This is a genomic window from Mycobacterium sp. GA-1199 (assembly GCF_001500045.1).
In the GTDB taxonomy this organism is placed as follows: domain Bacteria; phylum Actinomycetota; class Actinomycetes; order Mycobacteriales; family Mycobacteriaceae; genus Mycobacterium.
On the sequence record NZ_LQIX01000055.1, the window covers coordinates 146517 to 160803 of the forward strand.

The 14287-nt window shown below is 68.0% G+C and carries 13 protein-coding genes; all 13 read right to left on the minus strand.

Going from position 1 to position 14287, the window contains the following annotated elements; all coding sequences use genetic code 11:
• Nucleotides 1-64: 64 nt before the first annotated feature.
• Complete coding sequence (smc, locus tag AU198_RS24195; protein ID WP_197416209.1) at nucleotides 65-3652, minus strand: chromosome segregation protein SMC; 3588 nt, start codon at nucleotides 3650-3652, stop codon at nucleotides 65-67.
• Between the two features lie 26 nt (nucleotides 3653-3678).
• On the minus strand, nucleotides 3679-3963 hold the full coding sequence (locus AU198_RS24200; RefSeq protein ID WP_064351211.1) for an acylphosphatase: 285 nt from the start codon (nucleotides 3961-3963) through the stop codon (nucleotides 3679-3681).
• Nucleotides 3947-4363, minus strand: a complete 417-nt coding sequence (locus AU198_RS24205) for an OsmC family protein (RefSeq protein WP_064351115.1) — start codon at nucleotides 4361-4363, stop codon at nucleotides 3947-3949. The genes AU198_RS24200 and AU198_RS24205 overlap by 17 nt, the downstream gene beginning before the upstream one ends.
• An 81-nt stretch (nucleotides 4364-4444) precedes the next feature.
• Nucleotides 4445-5302, minus strand: a complete 858-nt coding sequence (mutM, locus tag AU198_RS24210) for a DNA-formamidopyrimidine glycosylase (RefSeq protein ID WP_064351116.1) — start codon at nucleotides 5300-5302, stop codon at nucleotides 4445-4447.
• Nucleotides 5295-5993: a ribonuclease III gene (gene rnc / locus AU198_RS24215; RefSeq protein WP_064351117.1), complete on the minus strand. Its 699-nt coding sequence runs from the start codon at nucleotides 5991-5993 to the stop codon at nucleotides 5295-5297. The genes mutM and rnc overlap by 8 nt, the downstream gene beginning before the upstream one ends.
• The gene (locus AU198_RS24220; RefSeq protein ID WP_064351118.1) at nucleotides 5986-6588 is read right to left on the minus strand and encodes a YceD family protein; all 603 of its coding nucleotides are present in this window, start codon (nucleotides 6586-6588) and stop codon (nucleotides 5986-5988) included. The genes rnc and AU198_RS24220 overlap by 8 nt, the downstream gene beginning before the upstream one ends.
• 43 nt (nucleotides 6589-6631) lie before the next feature.
• Nucleotides 6632-7369 (minus strand): cell division protein SepIVA, encoded by a 738-nt coding sequence (sepIVA, locus tag AU198_RS24225; RefSeq protein ID WP_064351119.1) that lies wholly within the window; start codon nucleotides 7367-7369, stop codon nucleotides 6632-6634.
• A gap of 339 nt (nucleotides 7370-7708) precedes the next feature.
• A complete protein-coding gene (locus AU198_RS24230) occupies nucleotides 7709-8275 on the minus strand; it encodes a hemerythrin domain-containing protein (protein ID WP_064351120.1) in 567 nt (188 codons plus the stop codon).
• A gap of 83 nt (nucleotides 8276-8358) precedes the next feature.
• Nucleotides 8359-8838, minus strand: coding sequence for a pantetheine-phosphate adenylyltransferase (gene coaD / locus AU198_RS24235; protein WP_064351121.1), 480 nt, complete (start codon nucleotides 8836-8838; stop codon nucleotides 8359-8361).
• Between the two features lie 11 nt (nucleotides 8839-8849).
• A complete protein-coding gene (rsmD, locus tag AU198_RS24240) occupies nucleotides 8850-9428 on the minus strand; it encodes a 16S rRNA (guanine(966)-N(2))-methyltransferase RsmD (RefSeq protein WP_064351212.1) in 579 nt (192 codons plus the stop codon).
• A complete protein-coding gene (locus AU198_RS24245; protein ID WP_064351122.1) occupies nucleotides 9425-12820 on the minus strand; it encodes a pyruvate carboxylase in 3396 nt (1131 codons plus the stop codon). Before AU198_RS24245 ends, rsmD begins: the two co-directional genes overlap by 4 nt.
• Before the next feature lie 35 nt (nucleotides 12821-12855).
• Nucleotides 12856-13488 carry a vitamin K epoxide reductase family protein gene (locus AU198_RS24250; RefSeq protein WP_064351123.1) on the minus strand — a complete coding sequence of 211 codons (633 nt, stop codon included), beginning with the start codon at nucleotides 13486-13488 and terminating at the stop codon, nucleotides 12856-12858.
• Nucleotides 13485-14261, minus strand: a complete 777-nt coding sequence (locus tag AU198_RS24255; protein ID WP_064351124.1) for a DsbA family protein — start codon at nucleotides 14259-14261, stop codon at nucleotides 13485-13487. The genes AU198_RS24250 and AU198_RS24255 overlap by 4 nt, the downstream gene beginning before the upstream one ends.
• Between the last annotated feature and the right edge of the window lie 26 nt (nucleotides 14262-14287).

Consider the following 14287-nt stretch of genomic DNA (forward strand, 5'->3'; position numbering starts at 1 on the left):
CCTCACCGAGGATTTGTGCACCGTGTGTTGCGCTCAGCGCTCCGAAATGTGCACAAATCGCCGATCAGTTGGCCGCGCCGACCAGTTCCTGCCCGCGCATGCGCTGGCTGATGACCGCGGTGATGCCGTCGTCGCGCATGGTGACTCCGTACAGCGCGTCGGCGACCTCCATCGTCGGCTTCTGGTGGGTGATCACGATCAGCTGGGAACGCTCACGCAGCTGCTCGAACAAACTGATCAGCCGGCGCAGGTTCACATCGTCGAGCGCCGCCTCGACCTCGTCCATCACATAGAACGGCGATGGCCTCGCGCGGAAGATCGCAACAAGCATGGCCACGGCCGTCAACGACTTCTCACCGCCGGACAGCAGCGACAACCGCTTGATCTTCTTGCCGGGCGGACGCGCCTCGACCTCGATGCCGGTGGTGAGCATGTCGTTGGGATCGGTGAGCAGCAGCCGGCCTTCGCCGCCGGGGAACAGCGTCGAAAACACCTGGGTGAACTCACGTTCCACGTCGGCGTAGGCCTCGGTGAACACCTGCAGGATGCGGGCGTCCACGTCGTCGATCACGTCGAGGAGATCCTTGCGCGCCCCCTTGACGTCCTCGAGCTGGGTGGACAGGAAGTTGTAGCGCTCCTCGAGCGCGGCGAACTCCTCGAGCGCCAGCGGATTGACCCGGCCCAGCTCGTTGAGCTCTCGCTCGGCCTTCTTGGCGCGCCGTTCCTGCGTCACCCGGTCGAACGGCATGGGGGCGGGCGTGGTGACCTGCTCCCCGCGTTCGCGCGCCTGCTCGTACTCGGCCATCTCCAATTCCGTTGGCGGAAGCGGCACGTCGGGTCCGTACTCGGCAATGAGGTCGGCGGTGGCCATGCCGAACTGCTCGAGAATCTGCTCCTCGAGCTGTTCGATACGCAGAGCAGCCTGCGCCTTGGCGACCTCGTCCTTGTGCAGTGCCTCGGTGAGGCCGTTGACCTTGGCCGTGAGCTCGTTGACCTCGTCGCGTGTCTTGGCCAGCGCGGCGGCGCGGTGCTGCCGTTCGGCGGCCACGTCGTCGCGGGCGCGCGACGCCACCGTTACAACGGCGCTCAGCCGTTGCGCCACAACACGACCCGATTCCGCCACTGCGGCGGCCACGGCCGCTGCATGCCGACGAGCCTCGCGGGCACGCATGGCGCGCAGTCTGGCCTCACGTTCGGCAGCAGCGGCTCGGCGCAACGAATCCGCCTTCCCGCGAACGGCATTCGCGCGCTCTTCGGCGGTGCGTACCGCCAGCCGGGCCTCCACCTCAGCGCCGCGGGCCGCCTCTGCCGCTGCCGTCGTCTCCTGCCGATTGACGGGCTCGGCTTCGAGCGTCGGCGCCTGCTGTGCGTTGCGCAGCCTCTGCTCGAGTTCGGTGAGTTCATCGACGGTGCGAGAACGATTGGCTTCCAGCTCATTTCGCTGGTGGATCAGCCGCTGCCATTCGTCGTCGGCCGAACGGGCATCCTGACCGAGTCGACCCAGCTGCTCGTAGATCGCCGAGATCGCCGCGTCGGATTCGTTGAGCGCAGCGAGCGCCTGCTCCGCGGCATCCTGACGGCTGGACTGTTCGGTCAGCGCACCCGACAGCGCCGCCGACAGCTCGTTGACCTGCTTCTCGGCCTCGGCGAGCTCGGCGCGGGCCTTTTCGACTTCTGATGCGATCTCGAGCGTGCTGGGTTTGCGATCGGACCCGCCGCTGACCCAGCCCGGACCCACGAGATCGCCGTCGGTGGTGACCGCGCGCAGCGTCGGATGCGCTGCGACCGCGTCCAGCGCAGCGGCCAGGTCCGAGACCACCACGACGTCGGAGAGCATGGCCCGCACCGCACCCTGCAGCCGCGGTGGAGCCTCGACCAGGTCCACCGCGCGCACCGCGCCGTCGGGCAGCGACTGCGCCTGCGGCACTTCGCGATTCGGCCAGTCGCTGAGGACGATCGCCGCCCGGCCGCCGTCGGATTCCTTGAGCGCCGCGACCGCGGCGCGGGCGGCCCCCGGACTTTCGGCGGCCACCGCGTCGGCCGCGGCACCGAGCACCGCCGCGACGGCCACCTCGTATCCGTTGCGCACCTTCAGCAGGTTGGCGATCGAACCGAGAAGCCCTGCGCTGCCGCGGTTCTTCTGCAGCCAGGCCGCTCCGTCCTTGCGGTCGAGACCGACGGAGAGGGCTTCGATACGCGCGCGCAGCGATGCCACCTGACGTTCGGCGCCGCGTTCGGCGGCCTGCAGTTCGGCGACCCGTTCGTCGGCGAGCCGCAGCGCGGCGACCGTCCGGTCGTGGTGTTCGTCCAGCCCGACCTCACCGGCGTCGAGTTCACCGACGCGGCTCTGCACGGTTTCGAACTCGGCCTGGGTCTGCTGCGCGCGGGTGGCGGCGTCGTCGATGCTGCCACTGAGGCGGGCGACGGTCTCGTCGATCGACTCCACGCGGGTGCGCATCGTGTCGACCTGGCCGGCGAGCCGCGCCAGACCCTCGCGGCGATCGGCTTCGGCCCGCGCCGCGGCCATGTGCGCACGTTCGGCCTCGGCCGCGACGCGCTCGCGTTCAGCGAGTTCGGCGCGGGCGGCCTCGAGCTTGCCGCGTGACTCGGTCAACTCGCCGAGCAGCCGGCGCTCCTGTTCGGCGACCTCGTCGGCTTGAGCGTCCAGGGCGTCGGGGTCCGGGCCCGTCGACGCCTCGGGTTCGGTGTCGAGATGCTGTGCGCGCTCGCTGGCGATGCGCACGGTCGCGCCGACGCGTTCGGCGAGCGCGGACAGCGCGAACCACGTCTGCTGGGCCGCGTCCGCGCGTTCGCTGAGGCTGCCCACCGCCGTCTCGTGTGCGGCCAGTTCCGCGGTCTTGGCCTCCAGCCGCGTGGCGATCTCATCGTGTTCGCGCCGCAGCGTGGTCTCGGCCTGGTTCGTGTTGTCGAACTCGGCGCGGCGGGTGACGAGGTCGTCGGCGGCCAGCCGCAGCCGTGCGTCGCGCAGATCGGCCTGGATGGTCTGGGCGCGCCGGGCCATCTCGGCCTGCCGCCCGAGCGGTTTGAGCTGACGACGCAGTTCGGTGGTCAGGTCGGTCAACCGGTTGAGGTTGGCCGACATCGCGTCGAGCTTGCGGACCGCCTTTTCCTTGCGCTTGCGGTGCTTGAGGACGCCGGCGGCCTCCTCGATGAACGCGCGCCGGTCTTCGGGTCGCGACTCGAGGATCTCGGAGAGCTTCCCCTGTCCGACGATGACGTGCATCTCGCGGCCGATACCGGAGTCGGACAGCAGTTCCTGGACGTCCATCAGCCGGCAACTGCTGCCGTTGATCTCGTACTCGCTGCCACCGTCGCGGAACATCCGCCGGGTGATCGAGACCTCGGAGTAGTCGATGGGCAGCGAGTTGTCGGAGTTGTCGATCGTCACCGTCACCTCGGCGCGGCCCAGCGGCGGACGCGACGACGTGCCCGCGAAGATGACGTCTTCCATCTTGCCGCCGCGCAACGTCTTGGCGCCCTGCTCCCCCATCACCCAGGTGAGCGCGTCGACAACATTGGACTTGCCCGACCCGTTGGGCCCCACCACGCACGTGATGCCTGGCTCGAAGCGCAGAGTCGTCGGCGAAGCAAACGACTTGAAGCCCTTCAGGGTCAGACTCTTGAGGTGCACGACGTGCCACACTACCGCCGCGGCGGCTATCGCTCGGTGAACCCTTGTAGCGAGTCGCGAGGTTCTGTGAAGTCGGCGACGACGTTGTCGACCCGACCCGGCGTTTCTCCGCTTTGCAGCAGGTCAAGCAGCTTCTGACAGGATTCGCGTGGGCCCTGTGCGACCACCTGAACCCGGCCGTCGGGCTTGTTGGCCGCGAATCCGGTGAGCCCCAGTTCCAGTGCACGGGCGCGCGTCCACCACCGGAACCCGACACCTTGCACGTGCCCGTGCACCCACGCCGTCAGACGTACCTCAGCTAACTCCTGCATCATCTACCTCAAACGTCACTTCCGTCCCAGACTTGAGGGTGCGGCCGACGGTGCAGACCTGGTCGATGGCGCGCTCGACCACCGTCAGCACGCGCGCCCGCTCCTGCTCGGACAGCCCGGACAGGTCGAGTTGCATCCGCTCTTCGAGCAGCGGGTAGCGCTCCTGCTCGCGGTCGGCGTCCCCGGAGACGCGGATCGTGGTGCGGTACTGCTCGCCAAGGCGCCGCTGCAGGGGCACGTCGCTGGCCATCCCGCTGCAGGCCGCGAGCGCGATCTTCAGCAGCTCGCCGGGCGTGAAGACGCCGTCGACGTCCTCGCTGCCGACGAGCACCTCAGCGCCGCGCGAGCTGCGTCCGGTGTAGCGCCGCGCCCCCGTTCGCTCAACCCACAGTTCGGTCATGGCTCCTCTTCTCCGTGAGCGACCGCAAATTGCCAAATTTCTGCGGCGTGTCGGCGTACAGACGCGGTCGCTCGCGGAAGTTTAGCTGCGTCGAACTCGCGGCCGGGGCTGGCAGCGCGGGCAGTAGAACGACGAGCGGTTCATGAACTTCTCCCGCCGCATGATCGCCCCGCAGCGTCGACACGGTTCGCCTTCGCGCCCATAGGCGTCCAGCGACCGGTCGAAGTAGCCCGACTCGCCGTTGACGTTGACATACAGCGAGTCGAAAGACGTCCCGCCCTGCGCGAGCGCCTCCCCCATCACCTTCGCCGCCGCGTCGAGCAGCTCGGCCAGCTTCGGCCGACTCAGAGACGACGCCAGCCGGGCGCCGTTGATCTTCGCGCGCCACAGCGCCTCGTCGGCATAGATGTTGCCGATGCCCGACACCACCGTCTGGTCGAGCAGTTGACGTTTGACCTCGGAGTGCTTGGTGCGCAACACCTTGACGACCCCGTCGCGGTTGAACTGCGGATCGAGTGGGTCGCGCGCGAGGTGTGCGACGGGCACCGGAACGTCGGTCCCGTCGACGGTGACCATGTCGGTGAGCATCCATCCGCCGAACGTGCGCTGGTCGACGAAGCTCAACGCGGTCCCGTCGTCCAGCAGCGCAGCGATGCGCAGATGGTTCGCGTTGGGCACCTCACCCAAGAGCATCTGCCCGCTCATGCCGAGGTGCACCACCAGCGCGGAGCCGTCGTCCAGTGTCAGCCACAGATACTTGCCCCGGCGCCCGGTGCCGATGACGCGCGAATCCAGCAGCCGCGCAGTCAGATCCGCGGGGCCGGCCTCGTGCCGGCGCACCGCGCGCGGATGATGCACGCGCACAGCGGTGATGGTCTTGTCGACGACGTGTGCGTCCAATCCGCGGCGGACGACTTCGACCTCGGGAAGCTCAGGCATCTACCTCGGCGGTCAGCGCGTTCCACGCCGCCGCGGCCGCCTTCAGTTCGGCCTCCTTCTTGGTGCGCCCGACGCCCCTGCCGTATTCGGTGTCGGTCACCACGACGGTCGCGGTGAACTCCTTGTCGTGGTCCGGGCCCGTCGAAGTGACGACGTAGGCCGGCGCGCCAAGGCCGCGCGAGGCGGTCAACTCCTGCAGGCTGCTCTTCCAGTCCAGCCCGGCGCCCAGCGTGGGCGCGGTGTCCAGCAGCTTGCCGAACAGCCGCAGGATCACCTCACGGACGATCGCGTTGCCATGCTCCAAATAGATTGCGCCCAGCAGGGATTCGACGCCGTCGGCCAGAATGCTGGCCTTGTCCGCGCCTCCCGAGTTCAGCTCGCCCTTGCCGAGCAACAGATGCGCACCGAGCCCGTCATCGGACAACTGACGACCGACGTCGGCGAGCGCCTGGGTGTTGACGATGCTGGCGCGCAGCTTGGCCAGATCGCCTTCGGACCTGTCGGGGTGCCGGTGGTAGAGCTCCTCGGTGATGGTCAGTCCGAGCACGGCGTCGCCGAGAAACTCCAATCGCTCGTTGGTCGGCAGGCCTCCGTTCTCGTAGGAGTAGCTGCGATGGGTGAGCGCCATGGTGAGCAGTTCGTCGGGCAGATCGACACCCAGCGCCGCCAGCAGCGCGGCGCGGTCACTCACGCGTGTCCTCAGTCGGATCGTCGGCTCCGCCGACAGTGTCGAACATGCCGGCCAGCTTCGCCCATCGCGCATCGATCCGCTCGTGGCGGTGACCGGGTTCGGCGGTGGCCAACGCCACACCGCAGTCCGGGCACAGGCCCGCGCAGTCCGGACCGCACAGCGGCGCGAACGGCAGCACCAGTCCGACGGCGTCGATGATCGGCTGCTCCAGGTCGACGGTGTCGTCCACGACGCGACCGACCTCGTCGGCTTCGGTCGTCTCGTCGGTGGCGCTGTCGGGATAGGCGAACAGTTCGGTGAGGTGAATCTCGACGTCCCCGGTGACCGGTGTCAGGCATCGCGCGCAGTCGCCTGTCGTCGGCGCGGACACCGTCCCGGAGACCAGGACGCCTTCCGACACCGACTCCACGCGCAGGTCAAGGGTCAGCGGTGTTCCTTGGTCGATCCCGATCAGGTCCAGCCCGATGCGTGACGGGCTGGGCACCGTCTCGGAGACGGCCATCATCGACCCGGGCCGCCTACCGAGCCGGGAAATGTTGATCACGAGCGGCGATTGTGACGCGCGATGCGCCGCCGCTTTGGCATGCGTCGCCATAAGTACCGATTTTACGGCGAGGATTCTTGGCGGCCCTTGGCGCTCAGCGGGCCGCGTAGTCGTGCGTGCCCGCGGCGGTGCGAAGTTGGTGCCGACCTCGACCGACGGAGCGCAACGTGCCATTGAGGAAGTCCTCGAACTCCGCGAGCTTGCTGTCGACGTAGATGTCGCACTCGCCGCGCAGTCGATCGGCCTCGGCGTGTGCCGAGTCGATCAACCGGGTCGCCTCGGCGGTCGCGGTCTGCACGATCTCGGTCTGCGACACCAGGCGCTGCTGTTCCTTGATGCCCTCTTGCACAGCCTTCTCGTAGGCGAGGTTGCCGCTCTCGATGAGCCGGTCGGCTTCGGTCTTGGCCCGTCCGGTGCTGGCCTCGTACTCGCGCTTGGCGGTGGCGGCGACGCGGTTGGCCTCCTCGCGGGCCTCTCCGACCATCCGCTCGCTGTGCTGGCGAGCCTCGGCCACCATGCGATCGGCCTGCGCCTTCGCGTCGGCAAGCAGCCGGTCCGCCTCCGCGCGGGCGTGGTTCAGAACGGAGTCCGCCTCCGCGGTGGCCGTGGACACCATCGAGTCGGAGTGGTCCTTGGCCTCGCGCAGCATCCCGTCGCGGGCATCGAGGACGTCCTGGGCATCGTCGAGCTCACCGGGAATCGCGTCCTTGATGTCGTCGATCAGCTCGAGGACATCACCGCGGGGCACGACGCAGCCCGCCGTCATCGGCACGCCGCGGGCTTCTTCCACAATCGCGCTCAGTTCGTCGAGCGCCTCAAAAACTCGGTACACGGCAACACCCTCCAGGCGTAGTTGACAGTTACTAGTGTGCCTGGTGTTACCCCTGTGACTCAGCTTCCGGCCCGGTGTGTCGCCCCGGACCTCCGAAATTCATGGATTGCTGAGTCGCTCCACTCCCCAGGCCGCAACTCCCGGCTGAATTGCTGCTCGCATTATGTCAACCCGGCGTTGAGGGGTCGAATTCACCGGAAAAACCCGCCCCCAGTCGCCGTCACACCGATGGCGTCCGGCCGGCCGGGGGCGGGCGAGTTCTCGTCGAAACTGAACATGTGCGCGAGAAATCCACGATTAGTCGAACACAGGTTCAGAATCGGCGGCAGATGAGGCCGGCTACTTCACCGCCGCGCTGATGAGGTCGCGTGCGCGGTCGAGCATCGAGGCGAACGGTCCGACCGCGAAATTGGCCTTGGCCGATTCCACGCCGGCATGCGGCCGGGTCGGCGCGATCGCCTGCGCGGCCTGCACGGCGCCTGCCATCCGCTTGAGGTCGTCACCGTCGAGCTTGCGTTGCAACTTGTTGAATTCCTCGTGCTCCTCGAGCTCGGCGTGCTCCACCACGTCGTCGCGGAACTTCGCGAGTTCGTCGAGGAATTCCTTGGATCCGAAATCCATCTTCTCGAGCCGCGACAAGAACTCCTTGGCCTCGTGCTCCTCCTTGAGGCGCGCATCGACGATCGCGTCACCGTCGGCGACCTCGTTGCGCGCGCGCGGGTGCACCACCATTTCCTCGGCGGTCTCATGCACGGCGAGGAGTTGACGCAGGTCCGTGAACGCCTTCTCCCGGGCCTTCTCGTCGGAGGCGCTGAAGACCTCCTCAAACAGGTCCTTGATCAGGTTGTGTTGGTCGGTCAGGAACTTCACGACATCATCGGTGTTCTGGACGAACGTTTCAGCCATGGCAGAAACCTCCTGCATTCTCGGTAGTGGTGTGGGCGCGAATGGGCTGTGCGCCTCCACCTGACTACCCCGGCTGGGGCGGGTTAACCCTGGCTGAGCTTGGCCTGCAGACGCGTGTTGACCGTGGCGGGAAGCAGTTCGGAGACATCGCCACCCATCGACGCGACCTCCTTGGCCAACGACGACGACACGAACGAGTACTGCGGCGTCGCGGCCACGAAGAAGGTGTCGACGCCGGCGATATGCTTGTTCATCTGCGCCATCTGCAGTTCGTATTCGAAGTCGGTACCAGAGCGCAGTCCTTTGACGATCGCTGTGACGCCGCGCTGCCGGGCGAAGTCGACCACCAGGCCCTGACCCGATTCGACGCGCAGGTTCGGCAGGTGCTCGGTGGCCTCCTCGATCATCGCGATGCGCTCGTCGAGGGTGAACATGCCCTTCTTGTTCGGATTGACCAGAACCGCCACGATCACCTCGTCGAACTGCGCGGCCGCGCGTTCGAAGACGTCGACGTGCCCGAGGGTGACCGGGTCGAAGGATCCCGGGCATACCGCGCCGCTCATGAGCGATGACGCTAGCAGGGCCGCTCCGGCGCCTCGGCAAGCTCCAGGCGGGTGTCGCCGTAGGCGCGCGGCGGCCATGCCCGCCAGCCCGGCGGCCACGTCAGGGGGGGTCCGCTTGCCGCGCGTTCCACCACGACGACGGTTCCCGCTCCGGCCCAACCCCGTTCGGCGAGCAGCATCAGCACCGACTCGACCTGCTCGGCGGTGAGGTCGTACGGCGGATCGGCGAAGACCAGGTCGACCGGTCGCGAGCTGCCCGCGGCCAGCACCTCGGTGACGGCGGCGCGCCGCACGCTGGCCCCGGTGACACCGAGCGCCTCGATGTTGTCGGCGATGACGCCCGCGGCGCGCCGGTCGGACTCGACGAACGTCGCCTCCGCCGCACCGCGCGAGAGCGCCTCGAGCCCGAGCGCGCCCGAGCCGGCGTACAGATCGAGCACCGCGATCCCGCCGAAGTCGATGCGCGCAGCCAGCATGTTGAACAACGCTTCTCGCACCCGGTCGGTGGTGGGACGGGTCCCTCCCCCAGACCTGTTCTGGGGCACGGTGATTCGTCGACCGCCCAACGCGCCGGCAATGATGCGGGTCAGCTGATCACCACCAGCAGATCGCCGCCTTCGACCTGCGCCGTGTCCGAGACCGCGACCCGGTTCACCTTGCCCGCTTTGGGTGCGGTGATGGCGGCCTCCATCTTCATGGCCTCGATCGTGGCGACCGTCTGACCGGCCTGCACCTCGTCGTCGACGGAGACGCCGACGCTGACCACACCGGCGAAGGGTGCCGCGATGTGGTCGGGATTGGACTTGTCGGCCTTCTCCGCGGTCGGGATGTCGCTGGCGACGTTGCGGTCCCGCACCAGTACCGGCCGCAGTTGGCCGTTGAGGATGCACATCACGGTCCGCATGCCGCGCTCGTCGGGATCGGAGATCGCCTCGAGCCCGATCAGCAGTTCGACGCCCCGCTCCAACCGGACCCGATGCTCCTCGTCGCTGCGCAACCCGTAGAAGAACTGGTTCGCCGACAGGCTCGACGTGTCACCGTACTGCTCGCGGTGGGCCTCGAGTTCCTTTGTCGGACCGGGGAACAGCAACCGGTTCAGCGCGGCCTGCCGCTTGGGGCCCGCCTGGGCGAGCACCGCTTCGTCCTCCTCGCTGAGTTCCTCCTGCGACTTGGCCGGCGCACGACCGGCCAACGCCTTGGTGCGCAGCGGTTCGGGCCATCCGCCGGGCGGATCCCCGAGTTCGCCGCGCAGAAATCCGATCACCGAATCGGGAATGTCGAGCCGCGCTGGGTCCGAGGCGAATTCATCGGCGCTGATGCCGGCCCCGAGCAACGCCAGCGCGAGGTCGCCCACCACCTTCGACGACGGGGTCACCTTCACGAGCCGGCCGAGCACCCGGTCGGCAGCGGCGTAGTTGGCTTCGATCTCCTCGAAGCGGTCGCCGAACCCGAGCGCGATCGCCTGCTGGCGCAGGTTCGACAGCTGACCGCCGGGGATCTCGTGGTGATACACCCGCCCCGTCGGAGAAGGAGGCCCAGACGCCACAACATCGAACGGCGCGTACACCTTTCGCAGCGCCTCCCAATACGGTTCGAGGTCGCACACCGCTTGCAGCGACAACCCGGTGTCGAACTCGGTGTGCGCGGTCGCGGCCACGATCGAACTCAGCGCGGGCTGGCTGGTGGTGCCGGCCAGCGGCGCCGATGCTCCGTCGACGGCGCTCGCGCCCGCCTGCCACGCGGCCAGATACGTCGCCAACTGGCCGCCCGGGGTGTCGTGGGTGTGCACGTGCACCGGCAGATCGAAGCGGCTGCGCAGAGCGCTGATCAATGTGTGCGCCGCGTGCGGGCGCAACAGCCCGGCCATGTCCTTGATCGCCAGCACGTGGGCGCCCGCGTCGACAATCTGCTCGGCGAGCTTGAGGTAGTAGTCCAGGGTGTAGAGGTTCTCGCCGGGGTCGGACAGGTCCCCGGTGTAGCTCATCGCGACTTCGGCGATGGCCGTGCCGGTTTCGCGGACCGCGTCGATGGCCGGGCGCATGGATTCGACGTTGTTGAGCGCGTCGAAGATGCGGTAGATGTCGATGCCCGTCGCCGTCGCCTCGGCGACGAAGGCGTGGGTGACGGTCTCCGGATACGGGGTGTAACCGACGGTGTTGCGGCCGCGCAGCAGCATCTGCAGGCAGATGTTCGGGACGGCCTCCCGCAGCGCGGCCAGCCGCTCCCACGGGTCTTCCTTCAAGAACCGAAGCGCCACATCGTAAGTCGCCCCGCCCCAGCATTCGAGCGAGAGCAACTGCGGGGTCATCCGCGCGACGTAGGGCGCCACCATCAACAATCCGGTGGTACGCACCCGGGTGGCCAGCAGCGACTGGTGGGCGTCGCGGAATGTCGTGTCGGTGAGGCCCAACGGTTTGGAGTCGCGCAGCCAGCGGGCGAACCCCTCGGGGCCCAGCTCGGTCAGCAGCTGCTTGCTGCCGTCGGGCGCCGGCGCCTGCAGATCGATGTCAGGCAGCTTGTCCTGCGGGTACACCGACGCGGTTCGCGGGCCGTGTGGCTGGTTGACCGTCACGTCGGCCAGGTAGTTGAGGATCTTGGTGCCGCGGTCGGCGGGCGTTCTGGCGGTCAGCAGATACGGGCGTTCGTCGATGAACGACGTCGTGATGCGTCCGGCCCGGAAATCCGGATCGTTGACCACCGCTTGCAGGAACGGGATGTTCGTCGACACCCCGCGGATCCGGAACTCGGCCAGCGCGCGGCGCGCCCGCGCCACCGCGGTGCCGAAGTCGCGTCCGCGACACGTCAGCTTCACCAGCATCGAGTCGAAATGCGCACTGATCTCCGCGCCCAGGTGGGTACCGCCGTCCAGCCGGATGCCCGCACCGCCCGGGGTGCGGTATCCGGTGATGCGGCCGGTGTCGGGCCGGAATCCGTTGGCGGGGTCCTCGGTGGTGATCCGGCACTGCAGCGCGAAACCACGCGGTGACGGCAGCGCCTCCTGGCTCAAGCCCAGGCCCTCCAACGTCTCACCATCGGCGATGCGCAACTGGCTGGACACCAGGTCGACATCGGTGATCTCTTCGGTGACCGTGTGCTCGACCTGGATGCGCGGGTTGCATTCGATGAACACGTAATGGCCGCGCTCGTCGAGCAGGAACTCGACGGTGCCCGCGAAGGTATAGCCGATCTGCCGGGCGAACGCGACCGCGTCCTGGCAAATCCGTTGCCGCAGTTCGTCTGAGAGGTTCGGGGCGGGCGCGAGCTCGATGACCTTCTGGTGCCTGCGCTGCACGCTGCAGTCCCGTTCGAACAGGTGCATCACGTTGCCGTGGGTGTCGGCCAGGATCTGCACCTCGATGTGGCGAGGGTTGAGCACGGCCTGTTCGAGATACAGCGTCGAGTCGCCGAACGCCGACTCGGCTTCGCGCGCCGCGGCATCGATCGCGTCGGCCAGCGCGTCGATGTCGGCGACCCGCCGCATCCCCCGGCCGCCGCCCCCTGACACGGCTTTGACGAACAACGGGAACTCCAGGCCGTCGGCGGCGGCCATCAACTCCTCGGCCGACGCCGACGGGGCCGACGAGTTGAGCACCGGCAGCCCGGCCGAGCGGGCCGCGTCGATCGCCCGCGACTTGTTGCCCGTCAGCTCGAGCACATCGGCGCTGGGCCCGACGAATGTGATCCCGGCCTGCGCGCACGCCGCCGCCAAGGCCGGATTCTCCGACAGGAAGCCGTATCCCGGATAGACCGCGTCGGCTCCCGCATGCTTTGCGACCCGGATGATCTCCTCGACCGACAGGTACGCGCGCACGGGATGGCCGGTTTCGCCGATCTGGTAGGACTCGTCGGCCTTCAGCCGGTGCACGCTGTTGCGGTCCTCGTACGGGTAGACCGCGACGGTGTCGATCCCCATCTCGTAGGCGGCCCGGAAAGCGCGGATCGCGATCTCGCCACGATTGGCGACCAGGACTTTAGAGATCATGGGCGATCACGCACGTACTCTAACCTCCGGGCGGATCAGATCAGCGTGGACCAGTAGCTCCAGAAGCGCACGAGGATCAGCAGGAGCAGGCCGGTGAACCACAACGTGACCAAGGACCACCGCCACGTGTGCAGCACTCGCGCAACGGTGTTTCCGCGTTGGGGCGCGAGCGCGATGACCGCGACGACCACCAACAGCGGGATCGTCACCGCCCACACCACCATGCAGTACGGGCACAGCGCGCCGATGCGGTAGAGGCTCTGGAAGATGAGCCAGTGCACGAAGGCGGCACCCAACAGCGTGCCGACGGCCAGGCCGGCCCAGTACCAGCGCGGCAACTCGACTTTGGCGAGCGCGAGCACACCGGTCACCACCACGATCGTGAACGAGATGATGCCGATCAGCGAGTTGGGGAATCCGAACGCGGACGCCTGCGGCGTGATCATCACCGAGCCGCAGGACAGCACCGGATTGAAGCTGCAGGACGGGATGTACTCCGGATCGATCAGCAGCTCGATTTTCTCGACCGTCAGCGCGAGCGCGGCGGCAAGCCCCAGCACACCCGCGATGAGGATCCACACCGCGCTCGGACGTCCCACCGACGGGCCCGCCGGCTCATGCGCCGTGGGTTCGGACGGCTGGACGGCCCCGGGCGCGGCGAGCGTCACGGCCTCGCCGGCTGGGTCGGATCGGGGTTGGGCGGCGGCGCGCCGGCGTCCAGTGCGGGCACCTCGCCGACGATCTTCTCGATCTCGGCGATCAGCGCGTCGGGTGTCGACGGCGAGTAGTCCTCACCGTTGATCCGGATGGTCGGCGTCGAGTTGACCCCGCTCGCCTTGGCCAGACCCTTGACCATGTCGTTGAAGCGTCCCCCGTTGATGCAGGCCGGAACCTCACCGGTCACCCCCGCCTGACGGGCGACCTCGATCAGCCGGGCGTTGTCCGGGAAGGGTCCCACACCCTCGGGAGGCTGTTGCGCGAAGAGCGCGCCGTGGAACCGCCGGAAGGCTTCGGTGTCCGCTTCGGCGACGCAGTACCCGGCGTTGGCCGCGCGGGTCGAGTAGCCCTGCCCCGCCCGGTCGAGGATCGACACCATGTTGTAGTCGACGGCCACCGCACCGCTGTCGATCAGCCGGTTGATCGTCGGGCCGAACTGCTTCTCGAAGTTCCCGCACGCCGGGCACAGGAAATCCTCGTAGAGTGCCAGCACCGCTTTGGGCTCGGATGTGCCCTCTTGGGTGATCACGTTGCTCGACGCGACGCGGACCGCCCTGGTCTCGCCCTCACCGGGTTTGTCTTCTTTGGTCATCACGATGTAGAGCACCAACGCGACCGCGAAGATCACGACAACGGAGGTCAGGCCGATCTGCACAGCCCGGTTCCGCTTGCGGTCGGCCGCTTTCAGGTCGTAGCGCGGGGTCTTCTTGGGTTTCGAGGCCACGCAGGTAAGAGTACCGGCGCGATTCC

Bases quoted from the DNA above. Each gene is read 5' to 3' on its own strand.
- AU198_RS24200 (WP_064351211.1), bottom strand. From the start codon at position 3,963: ATGCAGGAGTTAGCTGAGGTACGTCTGACGGCGTGGGTGCACGGGCAC.
- AU198_RS24205 (WP_064351115.1), bottom strand. From the start codon at position 4,363: ATGACCGAACTGTGGGTTGAGCGAACGGGGGCGCGGCGCTACACCGGA.
- mutM (WP_064351116.1), bottom strand. From the start codon at position 5,302: ATGCCTGAGCTTCCCGAGGTCGAAGTCGTCCGCCGCGGATTGGACGCA.
- AU198_RS24220 (WP_064351118.1), bottom strand. From the start codon at position 6,588: ATGGCGACGCATGCCAAAGCGGCGGCGCATCGCGCGTCACAATCGCCG.
- AU198_RS24230 (WP_064351120.1), bottom strand. From the start codon at position 8,275: ATGGCTGAAACGTTCGTCCAGAACACCGATGATGTCGTGAAGTTCCTG.
- coaD (WP_064351121.1), bottom strand. From the start codon at position 8,838: ATGAGCGGCGCGGTATGCCCGGGATCCTTCGACCCGGTCACCCTCGGG.
- AU198_RS24245 (WP_064351122.1), bottom strand. From the start codon at position 12,820: ATGATCTCTAAAGTCCTGGTCGCCAATCGTGGCGAGATCGCGATCCGC.